General features: G+C 62.3%; 23 protein-coding genes. 12 read left to right on the forward strand and 11 right to left on the reverse strand.

What is annotated here, in order from left to right; all coding sequences use genetic code 11:
* Positions 1-11 precede the first annotated feature (11 nt).
* The 4 genes from FSO04_RS13075 to FSO04_RS13090 all read right to left on the reverse strand — a co-directional run bounded on the left by FSO04_RS13075 (position 12) and on the right by FSO04_RS13090 (position 5,036).
* Positions 12-842 carry an ABC transporter ATP-binding protein gene (locus FSO04_RS13075; protein ID WP_154560082.1) on the reverse strand — a complete coding sequence of 277 codons (831 nt, stop codon included), beginning with the start codon at positions 840-842 and terminating at the stop codon, positions 12-14.
* On the reverse strand, positions 836-1,894 hold the full coding sequence (locus FSO04_RS13080) for an ABC transporter permease (RefSeq protein WP_154560083.1): 1,059 nt from the start codon (positions 1,892-1,894) through the stop codon (positions 836-838). Before FSO04_RS13080 ends, FSO04_RS13075 begins: the two co-directional genes overlap by 7 nt.
* A gap of 60 nt (positions 1,895-1,954) precedes the next feature.
* Positions 1,955-3,403 (reverse strand): SidA/IucD/PvdA family monooxygenase, encoded by a 1,449-nt coding sequence (locus FSO04_RS13085; RefSeq protein WP_154560084.1) that lies wholly within the window; start codon positions 3,401-3,403, stop codon positions 1,955-1,957.
* 142 nt (positions 3,404-3,545) lie between these two features.
* On the reverse strand, positions 3,546-5,036 hold the full coding sequence (locus FSO04_RS13090; protein WP_154560085.1) for an MFS transporter: 1,491 nt from the start codon (positions 5,034-5,036) through the stop codon (positions 3,546-3,548).
* A gap of 277 nt (positions 5,037-5,313) precedes the next feature.
* Between FSO04_RS13090 and FSO04_RS13095 the strand changes: the two genes are divergently transcribed.
* From FSO04_RS13095 to FSO04_RS13120, 6 genes are all read left to right on the forward strand, one after another.
* On the forward strand, positions 5,314-6,381 hold the full coding sequence (locus tag FSO04_RS13095) for an ABC transporter substrate-binding protein (protein WP_154560086.1): 1,068 nt from the start codon (positions 5,314-5,316) through the stop codon (positions 6,379-6,381).
* A 16-nt stretch (positions 6,382-6,397) separates the two neighbouring features.
* Complete coding sequence (locus FSO04_RS13100; RefSeq protein WP_154560087.1) at positions 6,398-7,252, forward strand: ABC transporter permease; 855 nt, start codon at positions 6,398-6,400, stop codon at positions 7,250-7,252.
* A gap of 48 nt (positions 7,253-7,300) precedes the next feature.
* Positions 7,301-8,185, forward strand: a complete 885-nt coding sequence (locus tag FSO04_RS13105; protein WP_154560088.1) for an ABC transporter permease — start codon at positions 7,301-7,303, stop codon at positions 8,183-8,185.
* Positions 8,186-8,256: 71 nt separating this feature from the next.
* Entirely contained in the window at positions 8,257-9,123 is an 867-nt protein-coding gene (locus FSO04_RS13110) for an ABC transporter ATP-binding protein (RefSeq protein WP_154560089.1), read from the forward strand.
* Between the two features lie 46 nt (positions 9,124-9,169).
* Positions 9,170-10,546, forward strand: coding sequence for an LLM class flavin-dependent oxidoreductase (locus FSO04_RS13115; protein ID WP_154560090.1), 1,377 nt, complete (start codon positions 9,170-9,172; stop codon positions 10,544-10,546).
* Between the two features lie 31 nt (positions 10,547-10,577).
* Positions 10,578-11,525: a TauD/TfdA dioxygenase family protein gene (locus FSO04_RS13120; protein ID WP_154560091.1), complete on the forward strand. Its 948-nt coding sequence runs from the start codon at positions 10,578-10,580 to the stop codon at positions 11,523-11,525.
* A 147-nt stretch (positions 11,526-11,672) separates the two neighbouring features.
* Here the strand turns inward: FSO04_RS13120 and FSO04_RS13125 are convergent, their stop codons facing one another.
* Both FSO04_RS13125 and FSO04_RS13130 read right to left on the reverse strand, forming a co-directional pair.
* Positions 11,673-12,017, reverse strand: coding sequence for a DUF3088 domain-containing protein (locus FSO04_RS13125; protein WP_154560092.1), 345 nt, complete (start codon positions 12,015-12,017; stop codon positions 11,673-11,675).
* 55 nt (positions 12,018-12,072) lie between these two features.
* On the reverse strand, positions 12,073-13,290 hold the full coding sequence (locus FSO04_RS13130; protein ID WP_154560093.1) for an acyl-CoA dehydrogenase family protein: 1,218 nt from the start codon (positions 13,288-13,290) through the stop codon (positions 12,073-12,075).
* A 290-nt stretch (positions 13,291-13,580) separates the two neighbouring features.
* On the opposite strand from FSO04_RS13130, the gene FSO04_RS13135 reads away from it, so the two are divergent.
* From FSO04_RS13135 to FSO04_RS13160, 6 genes are all read left to right on the forward strand, one after another.
* Positions 13,581-13,871 carry a co-chaperone GroES gene (locus FSO04_RS13135; protein WP_007177123.1) on the forward strand — a complete coding sequence of 97 codons (291 nt, stop codon included), beginning with the start codon at positions 13,581-13,583 and terminating at the stop codon, positions 13,869-13,871.
* An 18-nt stretch (positions 13,872-13,889) separates the two neighbouring features.
* Positions 13,890-15,530: a chaperonin GroEL gene (groL, locus tag FSO04_RS13140; RefSeq protein WP_154560094.1), complete on the forward strand. Its 1,641-nt coding sequence runs from the start codon at positions 13,890-13,892 to the stop codon at positions 15,528-15,530.
* A gap of 369 nt (positions 15,531-15,899) precedes the next feature.
* The gene (locus FSO04_RS13145) at positions 15,900-16,745 is read left to right on the forward strand and encodes a transporter substrate-binding domain-containing protein (protein ID WP_154560095.1); all 846 of its coding nucleotides are present in this window, start codon (positions 15,900-15,902) and stop codon (positions 16,743-16,745) included.
* The gene (locus tag FSO04_RS13150) at positions 16,742-17,503 is read left to right on the forward strand and encodes an amino acid ABC transporter permease (protein ID WP_154560096.1); all 762 of its coding nucleotides are present in this window, start codon (positions 16,742-16,744) and stop codon (positions 17,501-17,503) included. The genes FSO04_RS13145 and FSO04_RS13150 overlap by 4 nt, the downstream gene beginning before the upstream one ends.
* A complete protein-coding gene (locus FSO04_RS13155; protein ID WP_154560097.1) occupies positions 17,493-18,299 on the forward strand; it encodes an amino acid ABC transporter permease in 807 nt (268 codons plus the stop codon). Before FSO04_RS13150 ends, FSO04_RS13155 begins: the two co-directional genes overlap by 11 nt.
* Entirely contained in the window at positions 18,286-19,140 is an 855-nt protein-coding gene (locus FSO04_RS13160) for an amino acid ABC transporter ATP-binding protein (RefSeq protein WP_154560098.1), read from the forward strand. The genes FSO04_RS13155 and FSO04_RS13160 overlap by 14 nt, the downstream gene beginning before the upstream one ends.
* A gap of 109 nt (positions 19,141-19,249) precedes the next feature.
* Here the strand turns inward: FSO04_RS13160 and FSO04_RS13165 are convergent, their stop codons facing one another.
* The 5 genes from FSO04_RS13165 to FSO04_RS13190 form a co-directional block, all read right to left on the reverse strand.
* The gene (locus FSO04_RS13165; RefSeq protein ID WP_154560099.1) at positions 19,250-20,578 is read right to left on the reverse strand and encodes an LLM class flavin-dependent oxidoreductase; all 1,329 of its coding nucleotides are present in this window, start codon (positions 20,576-20,578) and stop codon (positions 19,250-19,252) included.
* Positions 20,575-21,948 (reverse strand): MmgE/PrpD family protein, encoded by a 1,374-nt coding sequence (locus tag FSO04_RS13170; protein ID WP_154560100.1) that lies wholly within the window; start codon positions 21,946-21,948, stop codon positions 20,575-20,577. The genes FSO04_RS13165 and FSO04_RS13170 overlap by 4 nt, the downstream gene beginning before the upstream one ends.
* A 251-nt stretch (positions 21,949-22,199) precedes the next feature.
* Complete coding sequence (locus FSO04_RS13175) at positions 22,200-23,039, reverse strand: CmcJ/NvfI family oxidoreductase (RefSeq protein ID WP_154560101.1); 840 nt, start codon at positions 23,037-23,039, stop codon at positions 22,200-22,202.
* A 200-nt stretch (positions 23,040-23,239) separates the two neighbouring features.
* Positions 23,240-24,598, reverse strand: coding sequence for an LLM class flavin-dependent oxidoreductase (locus FSO04_RS13185; RefSeq protein ID WP_154560102.1), 1,359 nt, complete (start codon positions 24,596-24,598; stop codon positions 23,240-23,242).
* A gap of 141 nt (positions 24,599-24,739) precedes the next feature.
* Positions 24,740-25,810 (reverse strand): substrate-binding domain-containing protein, encoded by a 1,071-nt coding sequence (locus FSO04_RS13190; RefSeq protein WP_154560103.1) that lies wholly within the window; start codon positions 25,808-25,810, stop codon positions 24,740-24,742.
* Positions 25,811-25,815 lie beyond the last annotated feature (5 nt).

Genomic DNA, 25,815 nt, shown 5'->3' on the forward strand with positions numbered 1-25,815 from the left:
GTTCTATTCGTTCAGGTGTCGAGTCCGAGCTGGGCGAGCACCTCGCGGCGCAGCGCCACCAGTTTCGGATCGTCGCGATGGCGCGGATACGGCGCGTCGTTACGCACTTCGGCGACCACACGCGCCGGCCGCTCGCTGAAAACGATCACGCGGTCGGCGAGCAGGAGCGCCTCTTCGACGTCGTGCGTCACCAGCAACACGGAAAAGCGGGCGTCCAGCCAGAGCCGCGCGAGTTCACCTTGCATGCGGATACGTGTGAGGGAGTCGAGCTTGCCGAACGGCTCGTCCAGCACCAGCAGCGCCGGATCGTTGACGAGCGCGCGGGCCAGCGCCACGCGCTGCGCCATGCCACCCGATAATTGATGCGGAAACGCTTCAGCGAATTCACTAAGGCCGACTAACTCCAGTGCGGCGTCGATCCGTTGCTGCGCCTGCTTCTCTTGCGGACCGCTGCGTCGCGCGAAGCGTTCGCGCTGCGCCTGCGGACCGACCCCGACATTGCCGCGCACTGTGCGCCATGGGTACAAGGTCGGGTCCTGAAACACCACCACACGCGACGGATCGGGACCGACAATTGCAGCTCCATCTGCCTGCACGCTGCCCTGCGTCGGCGTATCGAGTCCAGCGACCAGCCGCAGCAAGGTGGACTTGCCGCAACCACTCGGGCCGAGCAGCGCGACGAACTCGCCCGGCTCGACCGTAAAGCTGACGTCGTGCAGCACCGGCAACGCGGCGCCACGCAGCGCGAATTGATGACTGACGTGGCGCACGTCAATGCGCGCGCCGTCGCGGACCGGCCGAGCAGCGGCCGACTGATTCAACACTTCGGGTACGGCTACCATTTGAGCAATCCCTTTTGCCAGGCCAGCAGGCGATCACGCACACGAAACAGCAAGGTGATCAGACCGGAGCACATCAGCGCCATTACGAGCAGCGCGGCATACATATTCGAGTAGGCTGCCCAGCCTTGGGCCCATTGCAGATACCAGCCGAGCCCCGCTTTCACGCCCATCATTTCCGCGACGATCAACACCGAAAACGATGCGCCAAGGCCCATGAACAAGCCGACGAAGACCGACGGCAGCGCCGCCGGAATCGCCACGCGCAGAATCAGGAAAGCGGGCCGCGCGCCGAGCGTGCGCGCGATGTCGTAATAGGCCGAGTTGACGCCGGCTACGCCCGACCAGGTCAGCACTGCGACCGGGAAAGCGGTCGCCAGCGCGATCAGGAACACACTCGCGCTGAAGCTCGACGGAAAGAAGAAGAACGCCAGCGGCAACCACGCGGTAGCCGGCAGTGGCCCGATCAGGCGCAGGACCGGATGAACCCAGTAGCTCACGGCCTGCGACCAGCCAATGCTCACGCCAGTCACGAAGCCAGCAGCCGCGCCTAACACGTAGCCATAGGCGAGTAGTCCAAACGAATGAACGACGCTCGAACCAAGCCGCGGGTAGTCTTCGGCGTAGACGCCGATCAGCGCTTGCGGTGGCGCGAAAAAGGGCCGCGGCAGCCACTCGAGTTGTGCGGTGATCGCTTCCCATGCGCTCACGCCGAGCGCCAGCGCGAGCAGCCATGGCATTGCCCCAAGCCATGCGCTGGTGCGCGTGGGCGTCGTCGCCTGAGTGGACGGGTTGCGCCATCCCGCGACAGCCGTCGCAACAGCAAATGCCGCGAGCACCAACTTCAACGCGATGAATTCTTTCGTGTACGCCCAGTCGTCGGCACTCGGCCACCACTCGGTCAGCGCCGCGCTGCCGAACCACGCTATGGCAGCGAGGCTCGCAATCAGAACACCGCGTGAAAGCCCACGCCGTGTTACGGCGCGGTTGGTGTCACCGACGTCCGTGCTGATGGCCGGCGTTCCTGTTGTGATCGATTCGAACTGCGTGGACATAGCGGCTCCTGCCTCTCGCCTTGTTGAACTATCGTGATCGCGTGCTTGCTCGGGTCCACTTCACGCGACGTCGACCCTGTCGCGCTGCCAGACGCTCCGTGCGTAGATTGAATCGTCGAAATCGGCAGCGATGTCGCTGTGAATACGTGCTTCATGCGCGTCCAGATCGGCTAGAAACAAATCGCGGCTGATTCGCTGAACCACGGCAGGAATGTCGCGCTTCATGCTCGGCACGTCGCCGACCGGCAATCCGAAACTGACGAAGGCCGCTGGGTTGTAGACGTGGATGTTCTTCAGATAAGGCGCCTCGCCCTCGACCTTCTCGAGGTATTCGAGCGCGGCGCCGAGATACGGATGCGCGCCCAGCGCGTCGTCGCTATCGCTCGCGGCGGGCACGTATTGATCGCGCCACAGGCGGATATGCCCGGCGATCTGCGCCAACTCCGGCCGCAGTGCCGGATCGATCACATAGCCCGTGCCGGCAATGACGAAATCGAATGCGAACGACTCACCCGCCACGTCGGTCTCCACACGCTCATCTCTGACGCTTGCACGTGCCCACGGCGCGCCGAGATGTAGATGAAAGTTCGGAAAGCGTGTGACGCGCTCCAGGGCGTCGACTGGCGGCGTCGAACCGGCAACTCGGAAGCGTCGCGCCTGCGACCAGCGAATCGCGTCAGGCAGATGGAAATAGTTGTCGTACGCGCCGGGATAGGCGCGTGTGCGGGTCACCGGCACCGACGCGATCCGCTCACGCCGCACGAACAGATGCACCTGCCCTGCGCCGGCTTCGAGCGCCGTGCCTGCCGCATCGAATGCGGACGCCGCGCCGCCGATCACCGCCACGGATTTGCCGCGCAGCGCAGCGAAATCGATCGCCTCGGAGGTGTGAGCACGAAGTGTCGGCGGAAGGCTCTTCAGCACAGCAGGAATGTTCGGCCCGCCGTTACCCGCAACGCCGTTGCCGAGGACGATCTTGCGTGCCGTCTCCACGATATTGCGCACCGTGGCGCCATCGCGTACTTCCAGATGCAAACGAAAATGCTCACCCGTAGGTTCGATTCGCGTAAGCCGTGTGCCGTAGCGAATCGGAATTTCGAGGAAATGCCGGTACCACGCGAGATATTCTGCCCAACGCGTGCGAGGAATCCGGTCGATCTCCGCATACGAAGCGGCGCCGAAGCGCGCTTCATACCATGCCTGAAAGCTCAGCCCCGGCAGACCCGCCTCGGGGCCCACCAATGATTTAGGGGTGCGCAGCTTGTTCATGCGGGCGCGATTCAACCAGACGCCCGCTTGGCCTTCATCGGCAGCGGCGTCGATCACGCTGACCTGACCGATGCCGGCGCGCCGCAAGGCGAAAGCGAACGCCGCGCCGGTCTGTCCACCGCCGACAACCACCACGTTATGGTCGATGCCATCGCGCGGCGGGACCCAGTTCTCGGGTGAGGGACCGATCAGCCGCAGTGTGTCGAGCGCAGGCTGATCGGGGTGATTGGATTGCGTCATGGTGTCGGGTTCGGTCTGGGAGTTGAACAGCAGACGGATGCGTCGAAATCGAATGGCGTGAGCATCGGACGATCAAGTATCGCGGCGCCGCAGGCTTACCCAAACCAACAAATTTCGCTTTGCTTATTTGTTTCGTGGCGCCCTACGCTCGTGACGTCACTCCTGAATCCGCGTAGTCCTCGGCGTCGATGTCGTACCCCGACGGCTCCCAACGGATCGCCAGCAGCACGAGCAGCGAGCTCAGCGGCGCAATGGCGATCAACCAGAAGACCTTCGTACCCAGCGCGGTAGCCAGAACCGGGAACAGAAATAGCGAGACCGTCGACGCGGAACGCACCAAGGTCTGGTTGAAACCCACGCCGATTCCGCGCAGCGAGGTCGGATAGCTCAGCGACGCATAGGTCATCGAATGGGAGCCTGGTCCGAAACCTTGCCCGAACAGATAGCCGCCGAGCAACAGGATCGCGACCACCACGAGCGCATCGCTGCCCGGTTTGCCGATCAGCGCGAGCCCAATAAGCGAGGCGAACTGCAGCGAGTGTCCGAGCACCGTCATCTTCCATGCGCCGACGGTCGGCGCGGTGCGCACGCCGATCAGCCCACCCACGAACGCAAATGCAAGATTCAGCGAGAGCGCCGCGATGATCGTCGTAAGCGGCCCCTGATGAAAGAAGCTGGTGATGATCACCGGCAAGCCGAAAATGATCGCGTTGTAACCGAACGAAGAAGCACTGCCGATCACCGCGGCAAGAATCGTGCGGCGCCAGTAAGTGGCGTTGAACAGGACCCCATAGTTGCGCCACGATGCCGCACGCGGCGCCTTGACCGGCGTCGCGCTTCGTTCAACCACTGCGTCGACGCCATACGAGCGCTTCAGAATGCGCGCGGCCTCCTCGAGATCGCCCTGATTCGCTGCCCAAACAGGCGATTCGCTGATATAGCGGCTGCGCACGAGAATAATCACGATGGCCGGTACCGCACCGAACGCGAGCGTCAGACGCCATAACCAACCAAGCTGATGCTCGGGCAGAATCGCGTACAGCCCGAGAATCAGCAGATAGCAGGTGCTCGTGGCCGCGTACCATGCGGGGCACCACGCGGCGACACTGGCCGCCTTGTTGCCCTTGCCCGCCACCCGCGAGAACTCGGCGAGAAACGCCATCGCCACCGGCAGATCGAGCCCCACGCCGAAGCCCATCAGAAAGCGCGCCCCGCCGAGCACCCACGCATTCGGCGCAAGACCGGCTGCGATCGCCGCCACCACGAAGAAGAGCATATCGGCCATGAACACGCGATAACGGCCGATGCGATCAGTCAGATACCCGCCGAACAGCGCGCCGAGGATCGCGCCGAACGTGATCGCCGACGAGACGAATCCCACCTGAACCGGCGACAGCGAAAACTGGCGCGCGATGTCCTTGATCCCGTAAGCAAGCGACGTCAGGTCGTAAGCATCGAGAAAGACTCCACCCAGGGCGATCGCAATCACGATGCGTGCGTTACTGCCCTTTGCAGCGCCCGCATTGACGATGCGCGAAACATCCTGTGCGCTACGGATGACAGTGGGAGACGCTGTGTTACCCGCAGGCGCTTGCGGGTCGGCGACGGTAGATGGAAAAGCAACAGTGGACATGATCTCGCGTTCGCATGAATGGCTGAAGCGTCGCATGGTAGCCATGCAATCCACGCACGCAAAACGACGAATTTAACTATGCAAATCGGGAATCACGCACTTGCACCGCGCCAGTGCCGCACGGACCCTTTTAGGCAACGTGGTTCGAACTACTGCAGATTTTCTTATCAGCAATGATTGGTTGGATTCGAAGGCACGCGAATCTAACGTGTAGTGCCAGCTCTCTGCCCATCTGAGCATTTGCACTCCATTCTCTTCCATCCATCGGTATCGCCGCATGCGCTATTTCCGTCTGCTGAAATCTTTCGTTGCCGTGGCAACCCTGTCGCTTGCCGCGGTTCACGCCTATGCTGACAAACCCGCCGTGATCCGGATCGGCGTTGCGCAGCAGGGCACGGGCGACCCGCCTACCTTCGGCGGCACCCCCGCGGCGACCGTGCAATTGCAGCAGTCGCTCGAAAAGGAATTCGCCGCCGACGGCATCAAGGTCGAATGGCTGTTCTTCAAAGGCGCCGGCCCGGCCGTGAATGAAGCGATTGCCGACAAGTCACTCGACTTCGCCTTTCAGGGCGATCTGCCTGCAGTACTCGCCCGCGCCAACGGCCTGAAGACTCACCTCCTGCTCGCCTCGGGCGTGCGTACCGGTATCAAGATCGCCGTGCCCACGGATTCGGACGTGCGTTCGATCAAGGACCTCAAAGGCCGCCGCGTCTCCATCTTTCGCGGCACCAATCTGCAACTGGTCGCCGACAACGCGCTCGCCGCCAATCAGCTCGAAGAGCGCGACCTGCGCGTGATCAATCTCGACACCGCCAGCTCGCTCGCCGCGCTGGCGTCCAAGGGGATCGACGCGTCGGTCAACGACTACCACCTGTACAAGCTGCGCGACCAGGGCCTCGCGAAAATCGTCTACGAATCGCAGAACGATGGGCCGCAATTCACGCGTCAAGCGCATCTGCTGGTACTCGACGATTTCGATAACGCGCATCCGGATGTCGTGCAACGCGTCGTCAACGTGTTCGTTCGGGGCGCGCAATGGTCGTCGGATGAAGCGAACCGCGATGCGCTCTTCAAGCTGTGGGCGAAAAGCGGCGTGCCCTATTCCTCATGGCAGGCCGAGTTCGCGAATCAAAGTCTGAAGGAGCGCAATTCGCCGTTGATCGACCCGTTCATCGTGGCGCGCTATAAAGCGGTCGCGGCGGATGCGCTGAAGCTCAAACTGATCCGGCAACCCATTCAGGTCGACGGCTGGTTCGAGACGAAGTATCTCGACAACGCGCTGCGCGCGCAAAAACTCGACCACTACTGGACGCGCTACGACGCTGCCGGCAAGCCGCTCAGCTAAAACGGGAGCGATCACGATGAGCGAAACCGCACTCCAGGTCGATAGCGAACGGCTCGGCCACGCCGCCGCGGCGCAGCGCGCGCCGCTCTATCGCAATGCGCGCCTGCGCGCACTCGCCTGGCATCTCGCGCCGTGGGTATTGCCAGTCGTCGTGCTCGCCTTATGGGCGACCGGTTGCCAGCGCGGCTGGATCGCGCCGCAGATTTTGCCGCCACCCGAGCGGGTGTTCGACACCTTTGTCGAGTTGACACGCAACGGCGATCTCGCAAGCAATACGCTCATCAGTCTCCAGCGCGTGCTGCTCGGCTTCGTTGCGGGCACCTTGGTCGGTTTTGTGCTCGGCGCGGCGCTCGGCCTGTCGCGCACTTTCGAGGCCTACGTGTTGCCGAGCTTCAATGCGCTCGTGCAGATCCCGGTGCTCGGCTGGCTGCCGTTTCTACTGCTGCTCGTCGGTGTCGGCGAGCCGCTCAAATACATCCTGATCGCACATGCCGCGCTTGTTCCCGTGACATTGAGCACGCTGCAAGGATTCCGCCAGACACCCGCGTCGCTCGATGAAGTCGCGCGCGTCTTCGAATACAACCGCTGGCAACGGATCGTCTATCTCGTCCTGCCCGCTGCCGTGCCGACGCTCGCCACCGGCGTGCGGCTCGCGTTCACCAAGGCCTGGCTCGCACTGGTGGTGGTCGAACTGGTGGCCTCTTCCGAAGGGCTCGGCTATCTGATCGTCTACGGCCGGCAACTGTTCCAGCTCGACCTGGTGATGGCCTCGGTGGTCGTGGTCGGGGCCATCGGTTACGCGATGAATCGTTCGCTCGACGCGCTCGAAGCGCGTTTGCGGCGCGGTCAACCGTCGGCGTTTCGCGAGTAATGGTAATGGCGCCGATTGCTGCCACGCACCGCATATGAGGTATCCACGATGAGTCTTGCTCTCTTTAAGCGGCCTGCCGGATCGAAACAGTCAGCCGATGCGTCCTGCGACTGCGGTAGTAACGTGCCCGCCGCCTTCCAGCGCGCGGCGCGGCCGCGCCGGCCCCTGCTCACACGCGTCGACTGGCGCGGCGCCGTCTTGCCCATCGTCTCCATTGCGATCTGGTGGGCGATCTCGGACGCGCACGTCGTCAAGAGCGGCTTGCTGGTCAGCCCCGCGCAGGTGATGGCCACCGCCTGGCAGCAAATCGTCAGCGGCGCGCTTTTCAAGGCCCTTTCCGCCTCGCTCGTGCGTGAAGCGAGCGGTTTCGTGATCGGCACGCTTGGCGGCCTGTTGCTTGGCAGTGTGCTCGGCTTCTCGCGGCTCGCCACACGCATGATTGGCCCGAGCTTCGACACGTTCAAGCAGATCTCCCTGTTTGCATGGATTCCGCTGATTTCCGTGTGGTTCGGTCTCGGCGATGCAGCGAAAGTCGTGTTCCTCTCGCTCGCCGCGTTGCTGCCGGTCGCCGCGCATACATGTGACGGTATTCACGCCGTGCCGCGCGCCTACATCGAAGTCGCGCGCGCTTTTCGCTATTCGCGCTGGCAATTGATCCGCGCAGTCATTCTGCCTGCCGCGTTGCCGTCGATTTTTACCGGCCTCTATCTCGCGCTGATCTATTCGTGGCTCGCCACGCTTGGCGCGGAATATCTGCTGGTGGCAGGCAGCGGGATCGGCAACACGCTGATCGACGGCAGTGAGCAGTTCCGCATGGATCTGGTTCTGTTCGGCGTGATCGTGGTCGGTGTGACCGGTTGGGCGTTGAACGCGCTGGCGCGCGCGGTGGAGCGAGCGATCTTTGCGCGCCGTTCACAGGCGGCCGCTCGATAAGCACGCAGCCGATATTCACCGGCTATGCACTGAATTTGCACTGAACACAGATTACAGATCAAGGTCCGCACATGACTTCCTCCACGCTTTCCGACAGCATCGACATTCTCCACGTCAGCAAGCGCTATACGCAGCAAGGCGGCACATCGCTTGCGGTGCTCGATGACATCAGCCTGCGGGTGCGCCCCGGCGAATTTGTCAGCGTGCTCGGTTCGAGCGGTTGCGGTAAATCGACCTTGCTGCGGCTGATCGCGGGACTGGACACCGATTACAGCGGCGACATCGTCGTTGCCGGAGAAAAGGTGCGCGATACCTCGCTCGAGCGCGGCATCGTGTTTCAGGATCACCGCCTGTTTCCGTGGCTCACGGCATCGCAAAACATTCTCGCCGCGTTGCGTAACGCGCCGCTGTCGGCACGAGAAAAGCGCGATGCGGTCGCGCAGCATATCGCGCTCGTCGGCCTGAACGGCTTCGAGAATGCGTATCCGCATCAGTTATCGGGCGGCATGGCGCAGCGTGTGGCGATCGCACGCGGTCTCGTGAACCGCCCGCGCGTGCTCCTGCTCGACGAGCCATTCGGCGCGCTCGATGCGCTCACGCGCGGCCGCCTGCAAAACGAGTTACAACGCATCTGGGAACACGAACGCATCACGATGATTCTCGTCACGCACGACGTCGACGAAGCGCTCTACCTCGGCGACCGCGTCGTCACCATGGCGCCGCGGCCGGGCCGCATCAAACGGATTGTCGATGTCGCTCTGCCGCGTCCACGCGAGCGTAACGATCCCCGCTTCATTCATTTGCGCGACGAAGTGCTGGCCGACTTCGCCGAGTACGACGCCGCGCGCCATGAGCCTCACGACGATGACACGCCACACGGCGGCACGCGCATTCCAGTAGCGAATCCACCGATCACCGAATGGCGGCTCGCGTGGTGACACCCGCGGCATCCCCCATACACACAAACCCTTCGCGGAGAGAACGATGAGCGGTGAAAATCGCCAGAAGCGGCAGATCAAACTAGGCGCCTTCCTGATGGAGACAGGCCACCATATCGCCGCATGGCGGCATCCGGATGCACACGCGAGTGGCGGACTCGACTTCGCACACTACGCGGAACTGGCGCAGATCGCCGAGCGCGCCAAATTCGACACGGTATTTTTCGCCGACAGCGTGAGCGTACGCGACACGAATCTACCCTCGCTATCCCGCACGGCGCGCGCCGATCATTTCGAACCGTTGACGCTGCTGTCCGCGCTTTCGGTCGTGACGAAACACGTGGGCCTGATCGCCACGGTCTCCACCACGTTCAACGAGCCGTACAACCTCGCGCGCAAATTCGTTTCGCTCGATCATCTGAGCGGCGGACGCTCGGGCTGGAATCTCGTCACATCGAGCACCGAATCCGAAGCGCTCAATTTCAATTTCGAACGCCATCCGGAGCACGCGGTCCGCTATGAACGCGCGCGCGAGTTCTATGATGTGGTCGCAGGCCTCTGGGATAGTTGGGAAGACGACGCGTTTATCCGCGACAAGGAAAGCGGCGTCTATTTCGATCCGGACAAACTGCACGTGCTCGGTCACAAAGGCAAGCACTTCAAGGTGCGCGGACCGCTAAACGTCGCGCGTTCGCCGCAGGGATGGCCGGTCGTCGTCCAGGCCGGCGCATCGGAAGCGGGACGTGAGCTCGCCGCGCAAACCGCGGAGGTGATCTTCGTCGCGCATCAAACACTCGATGAAGCGCAGTCGTTCTATCGCGACGTCAAAGGCCGCCTCTCGAAATACGGCCGCTCGCCGGATCATCTGAAGATCATGCCGGGCATTTTTCCGATTGTCGGCCGCACGCAGGAAGAGGCCGACGCGAAGTTCGCCGCGCTGCAGGACCTGATTCATCCGACGGTTGGTCTGTCGCTGTTGTCGAATATGTCGGGCGGTGTAGACCTTTCCCAGTATCCCGTCGACGGGCCGTTGCCCGAGTTGCCGGAAACCAACGGTGGCAAGAGCCGTCAACGCTTGCTGTTCGATCTCGCGCGGCGCGAAAACCTGACGATCCGCGATCTGTATCTACGCATTGCCGGCGCTCGCGGCCATCAGCAGGTGGTCGGCACGCCGCAAAGCATCGCGGACCAGTTGCAACAGTGGTTTGAAGAAGAAGGCGCGGATGGCTTCAACATCATGTCGCCGTGGTTACCGGGCGGGTTGACGGAATTCGCCGAACTGGTGGTGCCGGAGTTGCAACGGCGCGGACTTTTCCGCACTGAATACGAGGGCCGCACGCTACGCGAGAATCTCGGGCTGCCGCGACCTGCAAACCGCTATACCGCCGAGACAAAACAGCTACCCGCCGTAGCGGGATATTGACGCAACACGTTCTCTTCGCCAGGAGCCTCGCATGAGCGCAGCCGCATTGCAGGAAGTACAGTCGATTCAGGTCAACCCGCTTTCAGCGCATATCGGCGCAGAAATCCACGGTGTCGATCTCACACAGAAACTGGATACACGTCAGATCGCGGACATTCGCGCGGCGCTTCTTAAGTGGCGCGTCGTGTTCTTTCGCGAGCAGTTCCTGACGCACGAACAGCACGTCGCTTTCTCGGCACAGTTTGGCGAGTTAACTTTGGGACATCCGGTGTTCGGCCATGTCGACGGCCATCCGGAAATCTATTCGATCTCGAAGTACCGCAAGGCAACGCGTTTTGAGGGGCAAGCGCTGCAGCGCCCCTGGACCGGCTGGCACACGGATGTGACGGCCGCGGTCAATCCGCCCTGGGCGTCGATCCTGCGCGGCGTGACGATTCCGCCTTACGGCGGCGATACGCAGTGGACCAACCTGGTGGCCGCGTATCAGAAGCTTTCCGCGCCGTTGCGCACGTTCGTCGATGGCCTGCGCGGACTGCATCGCTTTACGCCGCCAGCCGGCGCAAGCGGAACGGAAGCATTCGTCAAAGCCGTCGAACAACGCATTCTCGTTACCGAGCATCCGCTCGTCAGAGTGCATCCGGAAACGGGCGAGCGGGCGCTCTATGTCAGCCCTAGCTTCCTGAAGTCGATCGTCGGCGTGACGCCGCGCGAAAGCCAGGTGCTGCTCGAACTGCTCTGGGAACACGTGACGCGGCCGGAGTTCACCGTTCGCTTCAAATGGGAGGCCGGCAGCGTAGCGTTCTGGGACAACCGCGCGACCGCTCACCTCGCCCCCACAGATATTTTCGATCTCGACTTCGACCGGCAGTTGTATCGCACGACGCTGGTGGGCGATGTGCCGGTTGGCCCGGACGGTGCGCAGTCGGTCGCGATCGAAGGCTCGCCGGTGAGCGCCGCGGCGGCAGTCGCGTTGAACTGAGGCTCGCGGTGACTTACTCAACTCTGGCTGCGCCCTCATCTGCGTCGACGGCGTGCAGCTGAGTTTCTTCGATTTCCGGCCTGACCTCAATTTATTAGGTGAGCGCGTACTGCCGTTACTGCGCCAAGCCGGCTTGCAGCCGCTGCGTCAATGCACCTTGAGGAAACCGTGACGCTGCGCAAGCAGGTCGAGGATCCGGCGCGTATCCGTTTCGAAGCGCTTCTCGCCCAGCGTCTCGGCATCTTCCGGCGCAGGCTGATCGTCGCCGAAAATCAACACCGGCAGACTCTGGTGCTCGGCATCGAGCGCCTCCACGACCGCGGCGCGGGGACGCGGGAACGGCAAGCGGCGAATGTCCAGGCGTGCGTTAAGCGCAGGGTCGCTCGCGAGCAAACCTTCGATAGGCGCGCCATCCGGACAGATAAAGCGCTCACCGGGGTGGTTCGGATCGGTAAAGCCCGGTTCCAACAGCAATAGCAGATCTCGGCTCATGGCATTCAGTAGTGGGATGATGGGTAAATGGATCGCAGCGTTTTTTCCAGGAATTTCAGAAAACGCGCCCTTCAGTCAGATGCGTGGTCACGCCGTTCAACTCGTAATCGCCGATCACGCGTGCTTTATGCAGTAACGGGTTGTGGCTGAAGATCGTGCGTAGATTGCGCCAGTGACGGTCGAAATTGTGCGCTCGCCCCGTGGCCGATGCCCCGCCGATTTCAAACAGGCGCTCGCCCGCATAGAGCGCCAGCTTGCTGACCACCAGTTGCGTTTTGGCGGTAGCCAAGGACCCTTCCAGCACGAGGTCTTCCGCATTGGCTGCGCCGCTACGGATTGCATTTGCCGAGCGGTCCAGGGTGCGTGCGTTTTGCACGACCAGCGCGTCGATCGAGAGGCTGTGCGCCGCGAGGTCGCCTACCACCTGCTGCACGAAACCGTCCTCGCGTGCCGAGGGTGCCGGGCTATGCAGCACCGGGCGCCCGTATTGCGTCACGTAGCGCCGTGCATCCGCAAGAATGTTGCGCACGATACCTGCCGCGACCGTTACCAGATGCAATTGCCGCACCGCGCTGCCATGGCGGCCTGCGAGACTCGTATAGCCGCGTGTTGCGATTTCATGGGCAAATACCTGCACGTTGTCGAGCACGAGACTGCCGCTCGCCGTCATGCGCTGCCCCATCCCGTCCCAATCGTCGAGCACCTGCAGGCCCTCACGTGAGACCGGGATGACAATCGACACCTTCTCATCGTTCTCGTCTTGCACATTGATGCGCGCATAGTCGGAGAACGCCGTGCCGGTCGAATAGTATTTTTTGCCCGTTACGCGAAAGTGCTCACCGTCGCGCACCAGCCTGGTGACGATTTCACCGGGCCTGGATGTGCCAAGCTCCGTCGACGCGCCGCCGAAGATCGCCCCTTCCCGTACGCGCTCGATCTGCGTGTCGTTGAAGGCGGCGCGCGGTGACAGCACCAACTGTTCGGTCAGATCGAAATGAATCCGCAATGCATGCGCGACATTCGACTCTTCCGCAGCCAGCGTGGCGATCACATGGAAGAGGTCTTCCAGCGAACCGCCGAGGCCGCCCCATTCAACCGGAAAACGGAGCACGCCGAGGCCCGATTCGCGAAACAATGCGAAGCGGTCGAACGGCAACTCGCGCCGCACCTCGCGTTGCGCGGCATCTTCGCCGATCGCTTTAGCGAGCGCCGGCAACGCGGTGAGCGCCGCCTGAAGCCGCGCACGTGCCGTGCTTTCCTGAGAGACCTGCATGCCGTCATTCCTTGTATAAGCGCGCGGATCAGGCTTGATCCGGCTGTTTGTCCTGGGAGCGTGTATCGGCATCCCGATGGGACGTGCCGATTCGACGGATCAGTATAGGGACGCGGCCCACCTTGCAAAACCAGCGAATCAAGCTATGGATATGCGCGTTTCTGAAATGCCATTCGCCGATAAGGATCGATGAATCCGTTATTGGAGCGTCGCGCAGCATCTTTCTATACTCGATTCCGGTCAGCACTCACCAGCGACGAGTGCCAAATTTCAATCGCGGAAGTCGAACCATGAGCCTACGTCCCTTGCATGACCGCTTGATCGTCAAGCGTCTCGACCAGGAAACCAAAACTGCTTCAGGCATCGTCATTCCCGAAAGCGCCGCCGAAAAGCCGGACCAGGGCGAAGTGATCGCCATTGGGCCGGGCAAGCGCGATAGTGACGGCAAACGCATCGAGCCTGACCTGAAAGTCGGCGAACGTGTGCTGTTCGGCAAGTACGCCGGCCAGTCGGTCAAAGTCGACGGCAACGAATTGCTCGTGCTGCGCGAAGAAGATGTCGTCGCAGTCGTCACGCAATAACGAACGGAGCATCAAACCATGGCAGCAAAAGAAATCATTTTTAGCGACGTCGCCCGCTCGAAGCTCGTAGAAGGCGTCAACATTCTGGCCAACGCGGTCAAGGTCACGCTCGGTCCGAAGGGCCGCAACGTGGTGCTGGAACGCAGCTTCGGCTCGCCGGTGGTGACGAAAGACGGCGTCTCGGTCGCCAAGGAAATCGAATTGCCGGACCGCGTGCAGAACATCGGCGCGCAACTCGTGAAGGAAGTTGCCTCGCGCACCAGCGACGCCGCCGGCGACGGCACCACCACCGCGACCGTGCTCGCGCAAGCCATCGTGCGTGAAGGCCAGAAATACGTCGCGGCAGGCCTCAACCCGTTGGACCTGAAACGCGGCATCGACAAGGCCGTGATCGCCGCGATCGACGAACTGAAGAAGATCAGCAAGCCGACCACGACCAGCAAGGAAATCGCCCAGGTCGCAACGATCTCGGCCAACGGCGAAGAGTCGATCGGCCAGCGTATCGCCGAAGCGATCGACCGGGTCGGCAAGGAAGGCGTCATTACCGTCGAAGACGGCAAGTCGCTCGACGATGAACTCGACGTGGTGGAAGGCCTGCAGTTCGACCGTGGCTACCTGTCGCCCTATTTCATCAACGATCAGGACAAACAGGTTGCCGTGCTCGATAACCCGTTCGTGCTGCTGCACGACAAGAAGGTGTCGAACATCCGCGATCTGCTGCCGATTCTGGAACAGGTCGCCAAAGCCGGCCGCCCGCTGCTGATCATCGCGGAAGACGTGGAAGGCGAAGCGCTGGCTACGCTTGTGGTCAACAACATTCGCGGCATTCTGAAGACCGTCGCGGTCAAGGCGCCGGGCTTCGGCGACCGCCGCAAGGCCCTGCTTGAAGACATCGCGATTCTGACCGGCGGCCAGGTGATCGCCGAAGAAACCGGGCTGTCGCTCGAGAAAGCGACGCTTGCGGAACTCGGTCAAGCCAAGCGCATCGAGGTGGGCAAGGAGAACACCACGGTTATCGACGGCGCCGGCGACAGCAAGAACATCGAAGCGCGTGTGAAGCAGATCCGCACGCAGATCGAGGAAGCAAGCTCCGAGTACGACCGGGAAAAACTGCAGGAACGTGTGGCGAAGCTGGCGGGCGGCGTGGCGGTCATCAAGGTGGGCGGCGCGACCGAGATCGAAGTCAAAGAAAAGAAAGACCGTGTCGACGACGCGCTGCACGCCACGCGCGCTGCGGTCGAAGAAGGTATCGTGCCGGGCGGCGGCGTCGCGTTGATCCGCGTGAAGCAGGCCATCAGCGGACTCAGAGGTGTGAACGCCGATCAGGATGCGGGCATCAAGATCGTGCTGCGCGCGCTCGAAGAACCGCTGCGCCAGATCGTGACGAACGCCGGTGAAGAAGCCAGCGTAGTGGTCGCGAAAGTGGCCGACGGTACGGGCAACTTCGGCTACAACGCACAGACCGGCCAATACGGCGACCTCGTGGAATCGGGCGTGCTCGATCCGACCAAGGTCACGCGTACGGCGCTGCAAAACGCGGCCTCGGTTGCGGGTCTGCTGCTGACCACCGATGCCACCGTTCACGAAGCACCGAAGGATGCGCCGGCAGCCGGCCAGCCTGGCGGTCCGGGCGCAGGTGGGCCGGGACTGGATTTCTGATTCTGAGCGTCAACGCGCTAGCCGCACAAGCACGCCGGCATGCTTTCCACAGCATGCCGGCGTGCTGCAACAGGAGCAAACGTGTCAGCCGGATATAGCGCGGCACACACAACCGGTGCATAGCCGGTCAAATCCGCCACAACATCCATTTCTCCGTTTCAACGACGCTCGCGTCTGCATAAATGCGCGAATCAGATAACGGTATGAAAAATCCTTGGTTCTTTCCGGCGTCACACATGCCGAGAATAGGCAGTCCCGAATCGCGTCCTGTATTTCTCCTCCGGCAAGTCCTGGTGGCCTCATAGCAACGAAGTCACACCGATCGGCCGGAGCGATATCAGGATCCAACCTGACTTCCGCCTATCTTTCATGTTCAGCCGACCGACCCGCCCCACCCTCCAGCGCGCATTGCGCGCCGTAACGCTTTTCGCAGCATTGGGCGCCAGTGCCGCCCACGCCGATACGACACTCGATCGGATTCATCAGCGGCACAAGATCGTCATCGGCGTGATCCTGTCCGGTCCGCCGTTCGGCTCGCTGGACCCGGCCACACAGAAACCGCTCGGCTTTAATATCGATCTCGCGAACGACGTCGCGAAACGCCTCGGCGTCGACGTGGAGTTGACGCCGGTTCAACCGTCGAATCGCGTGCAGTTCCTGCAGCAAGGCAAGGTCGATGCCCTGATCGCCAACATGGAAGTCACCAAGGAGCGCGCCGAGCTTTTCTCCTATCCGCCCACCCCGTTCGAGGAAATCGGCGGTGCGCTGATTACCCGCAAGGACAGCGGCATCAAGACCTGGAACGACGTGCGCGGCAAGCCCGTCTGCGTCTCGCAGGGCAGCAACTATACGAAGCCGCTCGCCGAAGAATATGGCGCACAGGTGAAGGCGTTTCGCGGCCAACCGGAGTCGCTGCTCGCATTGCGCGGCAATAACTGCGTCGCCGCGGTTCACGTTGCCCCTACGCTGCGCCTGCTCGTCGCGCGCAATCCGGACTGGAAGGACTATACGATTCCCGTATCTAACGAGCTGATTCCATCGCCGTCTGTAATCTGGGTTCGCAAGGGTGAAACGGATACGCAGAGCGCGCTCGAAAAAATCGTGCAGGACTGGCATCGCAGCGGCTGGCTGATCGACGTCGAGCACAAGAACGGCATGCAGCCCTCGCAAGCCGTGCTCGATCTGCATGCGAAGTACAAGGCGCAAGGTGCATGAGCGAGTCGACTCAAGTGCTCTCGCACGCCGCCGCGAGCGTGGTTGATGCGATCAGCAGGATCGGGCTGAACTACAGTTTCGTTCTCGCGCCTGACGAACTCGCGTCGTTCCTGCATGGCATGCTGGTCACGCTGGAACTCTCGCTTGTTACGGCGCTCGGCAGTCTTGGCGCCGGTGTGGTGTTGGCGGCGCTACTCACTTCCCAGCGTCCGGCGCTCGCGCGCCCCGCTCGCGTGTTCGTCGAGATCACGCGCAATACGCCGACGCTCGTGCAGCTTTTCTGCGCCTTTCTGGTGATCAACATGCTGCTCAGCGAGGCACTGCGCAATCTGGGCGGCAATCCGCTGACGCCGTTCATCTGGAGCGCGATCGTCATCTCGCTGCACAAGGGCGCGTTTCATGCCGAAGCCCTGCGCGCCGGTATCGAAGCGGTGCCGCGCACCACGCTCGAAGCAGCCCAGTCGCTCGGTTTCAGCCGCCGCCAACGCCTTTGGAGCGTGCAGTTGCCGCTCGCGCTGCGCTTCGCCCTGCCTGCGCTCGTCAACAACATGGTCGACCTGGTGAAGATGACCACCGTCGCTTCCGCAATCGCCGTCGGCGACGTCACGTATGCATCGATCATGATCTGGACACAGCGCGACAACGTGCTCGAGTTGATGATCCTGATCCTGCTGTTCTTCGGTGCACTGACCTTTGCGATCAATCGCGCAGGACGCTGGCTCGAAGTCCGTCTGAGGATGCCAGGCTATGGCCACTGAATCCATCATCGTGCCCGCGCGGGACGGGCGGTACCGTTCCCTCTTTGCCCTTGCCAGCGTGGTCGGTGTCGCCGCCCTGCTGGCGCTCGCCGAACACGAGATCGCGCATGGCGCAAGCTATCCCGCACTCGCCGCACTCATCACGTGGGCGCCGGCGCTCGGCAAATCTCTGTGGGTCAACATCGAAATCAGCCTGCTTGCCATTGCACTCGGCACACTCGCCGGTCTTGCGCTCGGCCCCTTGCTGCTGTCGCCGATCCGGGGCGTCCGTCTGATTGTCCGCAGCTATGTGCAGGTGTTTCGAAATGCCCCATTGCTCGTGCTGATCTATTTTTCGACCTACGTGTTCCCATTCGAAATCGCGCTCGGTCAACACATCGTGCCGTTTCCTGACTGGTTCAAGGTCACGCTCGGACTCGCGCTGCCGGCCAGCGCCAACTTCGCCGAGATCTTCCGCGGTGCGATCCAGTCGATCCCTCATGCACAGTGGGACGCGGCACGTTCGCTTGCGTTCAGCCGAACCCAGGTGTTCCGTTGGATCATCCTGCCGCAATGCGTGAAGCGGATGCTGCCGCCGTGGATGAACCTGTACGCCAGCATCACGATGGCGACCGCGCTCGCGTCGCTGGTGGGTGTGCACGATCTGCTGGACACCGCGCAGGTGGCGAGCAATACCGTGGCGCGTGCGGACTTCACGGTCCTCGTCTATTTCACCGTGCTCGGCTTGTTCTTCGCTTACTGCTACCCGATCGCGCGCTTCACCCGCCTTCTTGAGAAACGCTATGCTTTCAGCTGATGTCTCGCTCGCTCCCGCAGCCGCTGCGGGCCCGCGCCCACTGGTCCGGTTGCGCGACGTGCATTTGTCATTCGGCGCGACGCCGGTGCTCAAGGGCATCGACCTCGACGTGTTCCGCGGGCAGGCCGTGTCGATCATCGGACCATCCGGGTCGGGCAAGTCGACGATTTTGCGCTGCATTACCGGGCTATTGCGTCCCCAGTACGGCGAGATCGAAGTCGACGGTACCCGTGTCGACCAGCTCGCCTCTGAACGCGACGAGATCGAACTACGCAAGCGCGTTGGTTTCGTGTTCCAGCAATACAACCTGTTTCCGCATCTGAGCGTACTGGACAATCTGCTTGTCGCGCCGGTGCGCATCCTGGGGCGCGACAAAGCCGACGCCACTCGCACCGCTTACGATCTGCTGAAGAAGGTCCGTCTTGAGAACAAGGCGCATGCGTATCCGGGTGAACTGTCGGGCGGTCAGCAACAGCGCGTGGCGATTGCACGCGCGCTAGCGATGCAGCCGGATCTGATCCTCTTCGACGAGGTGACCTCGGCGCTGGACCCGGAGACCGTGGGCGAAGTGCTGACCGTGATTCGCGATCTGGTGAGGGATGGCATGACCTGCGTGCTCGTCACGCACGAGATGCGCTTTGCCGAGGAAGTGAGCGATGCGGTGTACTTCACCGAGGCCGGTGTGATTGTCGAACACGGTCCGGCTAACGCGCTGTTCCGCGCGCCAGTCAGTCCGCGTGCGCGTGAGTTTCTGGCGCATACACCGTCCGCGCCGGAGACTGCCCATGCGGCGCCGCCCCGCGCACCGCTGGCACTGGATCTGCGTTACTTCGCGATCTAGACGATCTGGACCTGCGAGTACGGCGCGGGTCGGGATGCAAGCTTGAAAAAAACGCGGCGTCTGCTGAGCAGACGCCGCGTTTTGTTTTCCGCGTTTTACTGCTTGTATCTCACTGCCCCGCATAGCGGCTAACAGGCCGCTGCAAACCGAGGTGATCGCGCAAGGTCGTACCGCTATATTCGGTGCGGAATAACCCACGCCGCTGCAACTCCGGCACGACGAGTTCGACAAAGTCGTCGAGACCGCCCGGGAAATACGGAGGCATGATATTGAAGCCGTCGGCCGCTTCGCCCGTGAACCACTCTTCGAGCGCATCCGCCACCTGCACAGGCGTACCCCATACGATGCGGTGCCCACGCGCGCCGGCCACCAGGTAATACAGCTCGCGCAAAGTCAGATTCTCGCGGCGTGCGAGATCGGTCAGTAGTTTGGCACGGCTTTTGAGTTGATCGGATTCCGGCAACTCCGGCAGAGGACCATCGAGCGGATACTTCGACACGTCGTGCCCCAGCCGATCGGACAACAGTGACAACGCGCCCGATGTATCGGTCCATTCCTGCAACTGTGCGTATTTGTCTTTCGCTTCCTGCTCCGTCCTGCCGATAACAGGAAACACGCCCGGCATCACGTGCAACTGCTGGCCCTCACGGCCAAATTTCGGCAAGCGGCCTTTCAGATCGCGATAGAAGACCTGCGCTTCTTCAATAGTCTGCTGCGCGGTAAACACCACTTCCGCCGTGCGCGCGGCCAGGTCCTGCCCCGGTCCGGACGAGCCGGCCTGAATCACCACAGGATGTCCCTGTGGCGGACGCGACGCATTCAAGGGACCTTTGACGGCGAAGAACTGACCCTTGTGATCCAGCGTATGCACCTTGGCGGGATCGAAGTAGACGCCACGCGCCTTGTCCTTGAGCACCGCGTCGTCATCCCAGCTGTCCCACAGCCCCTTGACGACGTCGACGAATTCACCCGCCATTTCATAGCGCAGCGCGTGATCCGGGTGATTGCCACGTGTGAAATTCGCGGCCGTGCGGTCGTACGAAGTCGTTACGACGTTCCAGGCCGCCCGCCCGCTACTCAGATGATCCAGCGATGCAAACGCGCGCGCGACGTGATACGGCTCGCTATACGTGGTCGACGCGGTAGCGGCGAGACCGATGTGGCGCGTGCCCATAGCGAGCGCCGACAGCAGGCACAGCGGCTCGAGCCGCATCGCCATCGACGGATGCGCATCGGGGCCGCTGGTGAGACCATCGGCAAGAAAGACCATGTCGAACTTGGCACGTTCGGCGGTTTGCGTGATGCGCTGCATCAGCGCGAGATTCTCGCTGCCCGCCTGCGCGTCAGGATGCCGCCAGCCGGCGACGTGGTGTCCCGCGCCCTGAATGAAGAGCCCGAGACGCATCTGCCTGCGGGTACTGCTGTAATTCGTGCTCATACGTGGATCTGTGCGAAGACATTGAAAAGGGAAGCGAGGTCTGCGGTGCTCTGCATCGTGTCGATATGCGCGGGGATGAAAGCGAGGCGTTCGTCATGACCGGTGGCGTCCGCGAACTTCGCGGCCAGATCCTCCGCGCTGTAGAGACGGTCGGTCTTATGGCTCAGTACCGTCCCATTGCGCAATGCGATCTCGACGGTCGAGAAACGCGTGGCCGGATCGGTCGACGCGCGCGCGGCGGTTTCATCGTGACGGCTTGCCACGCGCCGCGCGAGTGCAATCAGGTCGTCGCGCACGGGCACATCGGCGAATGTAGCCACGCTGGGCGAACCATCCGTCAGCGCGGCCGCGACTGCGTAGGCGACGCTGAAACGCGCTTCGAGACCGGTCGAGGGCAAATGTCTGGAAAGCGGTGTGTCGCCGCCAGGCGGAAATATCACCGCCACCTCGGCAATGTCGTCCGGCGTGAGACGGTATGTGTCGCGCAACGTCAATGCGGCATGCACGGCGTAGTGCGTCGCCGTGCAGCACGCCCACGGCTTGAAGTACAGACCCGGGACTGCGATTTGCCAGGGTGCGCCCCAACCGTCGAGCACGCGTTCGGGTTGCGCGGCGCCGCCGCTGAACACGGCGAAAAAGCCGACCGGTCCATCCAGTGCCTCCGGCGAGCCCTGCAGTCCCGCTGCCGCGAGTTCGGCGGCGAATAAACCGGCGCGCGCGGCGAGCCCGGCATGCAAGGGTTTCGCTTCGCTGCCGAACTGCAGGCGTAGGCCGGCTGACTGCGTGGCGGCAAGACCCAGCGCGTTCTCTACGGCACCGGCATCAAGCTTCAACAGATAAGACGCAGCGGCTGCCGCGCCAAGTGCGCCCAATGTCGCGGTGTTATGAAAGCCCTGCTCGTAGTGTCGGCTGCCGAGCGCGAGACCGAGCCGCGCCATCGTTTCGACGCCAACGACGTAGGCATCGAGCAAGTCGAGCGCGCTGCTGCCGCGTGTTTGTGCCAGCGCGAACAGCGCAGGCAGCAATACCGTCGCAGGATGGCCTCTTACGCTGCTATGCACGTCGTCGTAATCGAGCGCGTGCCCCGCGTAACCGTTGAGCAACGCAGCCTGCTGCGCCGATGCACGGGCGTTGCTGCCGATCACCGACGCTTCGCCGCGCGAGTCGTTGGCGCTGACTGACAGGAGTTTTTGATAGCCGCTGTCGCTCGCACCGGCAAATGCAGCGGCGAGAAAGTCGAGAATGCCGCGTCTTGCGGCGGCAATGACAGCGGCGTCGCGGGACGGCGACGCCTGAGCGATCGCGGCGGCCAGCCGTCGTGTCACGCCGGTGGCCTGCTGGCCGGCGTTGGATGCATGGAGGCTTAACATGTCGAAGGCGTGAGAGCTGTGAAAACGCACCGGGCAAGCGTTACGCTCACCTCGCTCGACGAAAAACAAAAGCTGTGTCGACCAAAGAGGTAATGCAACGACCCAAACGCCGCATGCTAACCAAACGTTGCGTCACAAACAAACAAGAATTCACGCTTTCGATATTGCAGATTCTGCGATGCTGCAGCAGACACGTCCCGCTATCGGCTGCCCTGCATTTCACGGCATGCCGGTGCGCTCAACGCCGGCGCTCAAAAGAACAACAGCGTGCGCAATTCGATGCTCCGGCGCGGCGGCGCATCGGCCTGCGACGTGGGATCGTCGAATGCCGTGTGGGCCGTGAGACGCGCGATGCCGTCGCCCGCCGAATCGTAAATCTTCAGCAGCAGGAATTCATCGGGTGACATATGCGGAAAGTAGTACCAGCGGTGCCGCGGATTGAAGACCAACGCATACGTCTCGCCGACCTTGTCGGGATAAACCAGGTCCGATGCCACCAGATCGTTGAGCGTGATACTGCGCGAATCGCATAGCGCGAGCAGCGACGATTGCACCGTTTCTCCAATCGGACGCCACAAGTTCACGATTGCCACACGGCCTTGCAGCAACCGCTCCGCTTCACCTGTCGGCAGATGATCGCGCACCCGGCGCGGCCCCGACACAAAAGTCTGGTCGTTATGGATGTACTTGACGGGCTCCCTTACACCATTGCTGCGCTCAGGATTGCCGTCACGCAGCGTGTGATCGAACACGACCACCCGGCGAGCGCCGGTGGCCTGTTTCAGCAACTGCTCCGCTTCACGATAGTAGACAGATTCGATCTTTGCCGGATCGGAGAAATCGTTCAGCGCGCTAGCGTGCCGATGCAGTTCGAAGCCGTTACGATCGAGCGACAACGCGCCAGGCGGCGGCGCGACGCGGGCATTTGAAATGCTCACCCGATGCGGCCGGTACACGCCACTGCGCTTCGGAACGCCCGGCGGCGGTTCGTATTGGTACGACACCGGCTTCTCGCCGGTGAACTCGAGGTAGTTCAACTCTGCCTCGACCGTCGCGGCAGACACCGGTGCATCGATGACGATATCGCTCATGTTCGCATCCTCATCACGTTAAAACGATTCGTTGAACGGCCGCAAATCGATTGCCTGCGACCACGCGCTGCGCCTCTGCCGATGGAGATACCAGTAGGCTATGGCCGCTGCACGCAACGCGTGGCGGCGGCAGGCGCATGCATCTATCGTTTCAGCGTAGGCGACGGCCACGCAGGGAGGAAATAACGAATTGTGGAAAGTTAAGCGCCGGATTGGTGTACAGAAAAATGGCGGTTTTCCGGCCGCCGCAATCCCAGGTTCTCGCGCAGCGTGCGTCCTTCATAGTCTTCGCGGAACAACCCGCGTCGCCGCAACTCCGGCAATACCAGTTCGACGAAATCGGTCAAACCCTCCGGCAGCACGGGCGGCATCACGTTGAAACCGTCGGCGGCGTGATTCACAAAGCGCTCTTCGAGTTGATCGACGATCTGCGCCGGCGTGCCGACGAGTTGCCAATGGCCGCGCGCGCCCGCGACCCGCAAATAGAGCTGGCGGATCGTGAGGTTCTCGCGACGAGCCAGTTCGATCGTCAACACCTGACGGCTCTTGCTCGCATTCGTTTCGGGCAGCTCAGGGATCGGCCCGTCGAGTGGATAGTCCGAGAGATCAAACCCACCGGTCAGCCCGGATACGAGCGCAAGTCCGACCTTCGGATCAACGAGCGACTGCAGTTGCTCAAACTTCTCTCTCGCCTCACCTTCGGTGCGGCCGACAATCGGAAATACGCCCGGCATGATCTTCAGATCGTCCGGATGACGACCGTAAGCCGCCATGCGTCCCTTCACGTCCGCGTAAAAGTCCGCCGCGTCCTGCAGCGTTTGCTGCGCCGTGAAAATCACTTCGGCGGTCTTCGCTGCGAGGTCCCGGCCTGCTTCGGACGACCCGGCCTGCACGACGACCGGATGCCCCTGCGGAGAACGCGCAACGTTCAGCGGTCCCTTGACCTGAAAGAAACGTCCCTTGTGATCCAGCACATGCCGTTTGGCGGGGTCGAAGAAACGCCCTTCGGCTTTGTTGCGGACGAACGCGTCGTCTTCCCAACTGTCCCACAGACCTCCTGTGACTTCCGCGAACTCAGCGGCGCGTGCATAACGCTCGGCGTGGTCGAAATGCTTGTCACGGTTGAAGTTCTTCGCTTCATGCTCGCTCGACGAGGTGACCAGATTCCAACCCGCACGCCCCCCGCTGATGTGATCGAGCGACGCGAACTTGCGGGCAATGTGATACGGCTCGTTGAAACTCGTCGAGGCGGTGCCGACCAGACCGATGCGCTCAGTCACGGCCGCCAGCGCCGACAGCAACGTGATCGGCTCGAACTGAGCCACGTAGCTGTGCGCCGTGCGGCTCAGAAAGTCGACGTTGTCGCCGCGTGTCCCCACGCCGTCGGCGAGAAAGATCAGATCGAACTTCGCGGCCTCGGCCGCTTGCGCGAGTCGGACATAGTGACGGAAGTTAACGCCGGCGTCCGCTTGTGCCTCGGGATGCCGCCACGCCGCAATGTGGTGTCCGGCAGGGTAAAGGAAAGCGCCGAGGCGCAGGTGTCCGCTACGTTTGCTCATGGAAGTCCAAAGGAGATGATTGACGGCGAGATCTCGCGTCGAGCTCGCCGGCTGGGCGGCCGCGTTGCGAAGCCCAGCCTCGTATTTGACGTGCTCCCGACGCGATTGCGCACGACAACCCCGTGCGGCCCTTAACGAGGTTCACTCCGCCGCCGGAATCCACGCTGCCGTGGCGGCGTCGCTCGAACGGAATGCCGGGAATTTATCGCCGAGTTCGGCGATCGTCCTGATGTTGTTCTTCACCAGATCGTCGCGTGTGATCAGCGTCGGCTTGACGACAATCCGGTGCTCGGGCGTCTGCCCCGCAAGAAGCAAAGCCGCGGCCCGTACGGACACCGCACCGACCACCGCCGGATTCGTCGCCGCAGTCGCCACCCACGCGCTATTCGGCGCGCGAATCGCCTCGATATCGGAGGTCGAAATATCGGCGCTGTAAATGCGCAATTTCGACGACAGGTTCGCCTCGTCCGCAGCGAGCTTCGCACCGCGTGCGAATTCGTCGTAAGGCGCGAACACCACACGAATCTCCGGATGAGCACGATAGGCTGCAGCAGCCTGGTTGGCCACCGACTGCGCGATCGGATTGTCCACCGTACCCCAGCGCGCCTTCTCCTGAACCTTCGGATGGGCGGCCTTAAAGTCACGCCATACCGCATCGCGCCGGTCGAGCGGTGCGAAACCCGCTACGTACACGTAGCCGGCAGCAAAGGTATCGCCGTTATCTTTAACCGCCTGATCGAGCAGCAGCGCGGCCAGATCGCGATCGCTTTGCTCGATCTGCGGTACCTTCGGATTACCCAGGTCGACGTCGAACGCGACGACCTTGATGCCCCTATCCAACGCACGCTGCACGACGTCCTTGAGCGATTCAGGCAAACCGTGATTCACGATAATTGCCGACACACCCAGACTGATCGCCTGCTGAATCTGTTCACGTTGTTCGGCCGCATCCTGACGGCCTTCGTAAATGCGTAGATCGATGCCGAGCGCTTTGGCCTGCTTTTGCGCACCGGCTTCATAGGCCTGGAAGAAATCACCCGTCGACAGATAGTTGACGAGCGCGATCTTCACGCCACCCTTGTCGAACGGTGCGGGCGCACCTTTGAGCGGAGCCGCGTGCACTACGGCGCCGGCCAGCATCGTGGCCGCCGCCAGGGCGAGTGTGCGGAACGTAAGGCTCACATCCAGCTTGCGACGAAGAAACGATTTCATCAATG

This window comes from Paraburkholderia madseniana, assembly GCF_009690905.1.
Taxonomy (GTDB): Bacteria; Pseudomonadota; Gammaproteobacteria; order Burkholderiales; family Burkholderiaceae; genus Paraburkholderia; species Paraburkholderia madseniana.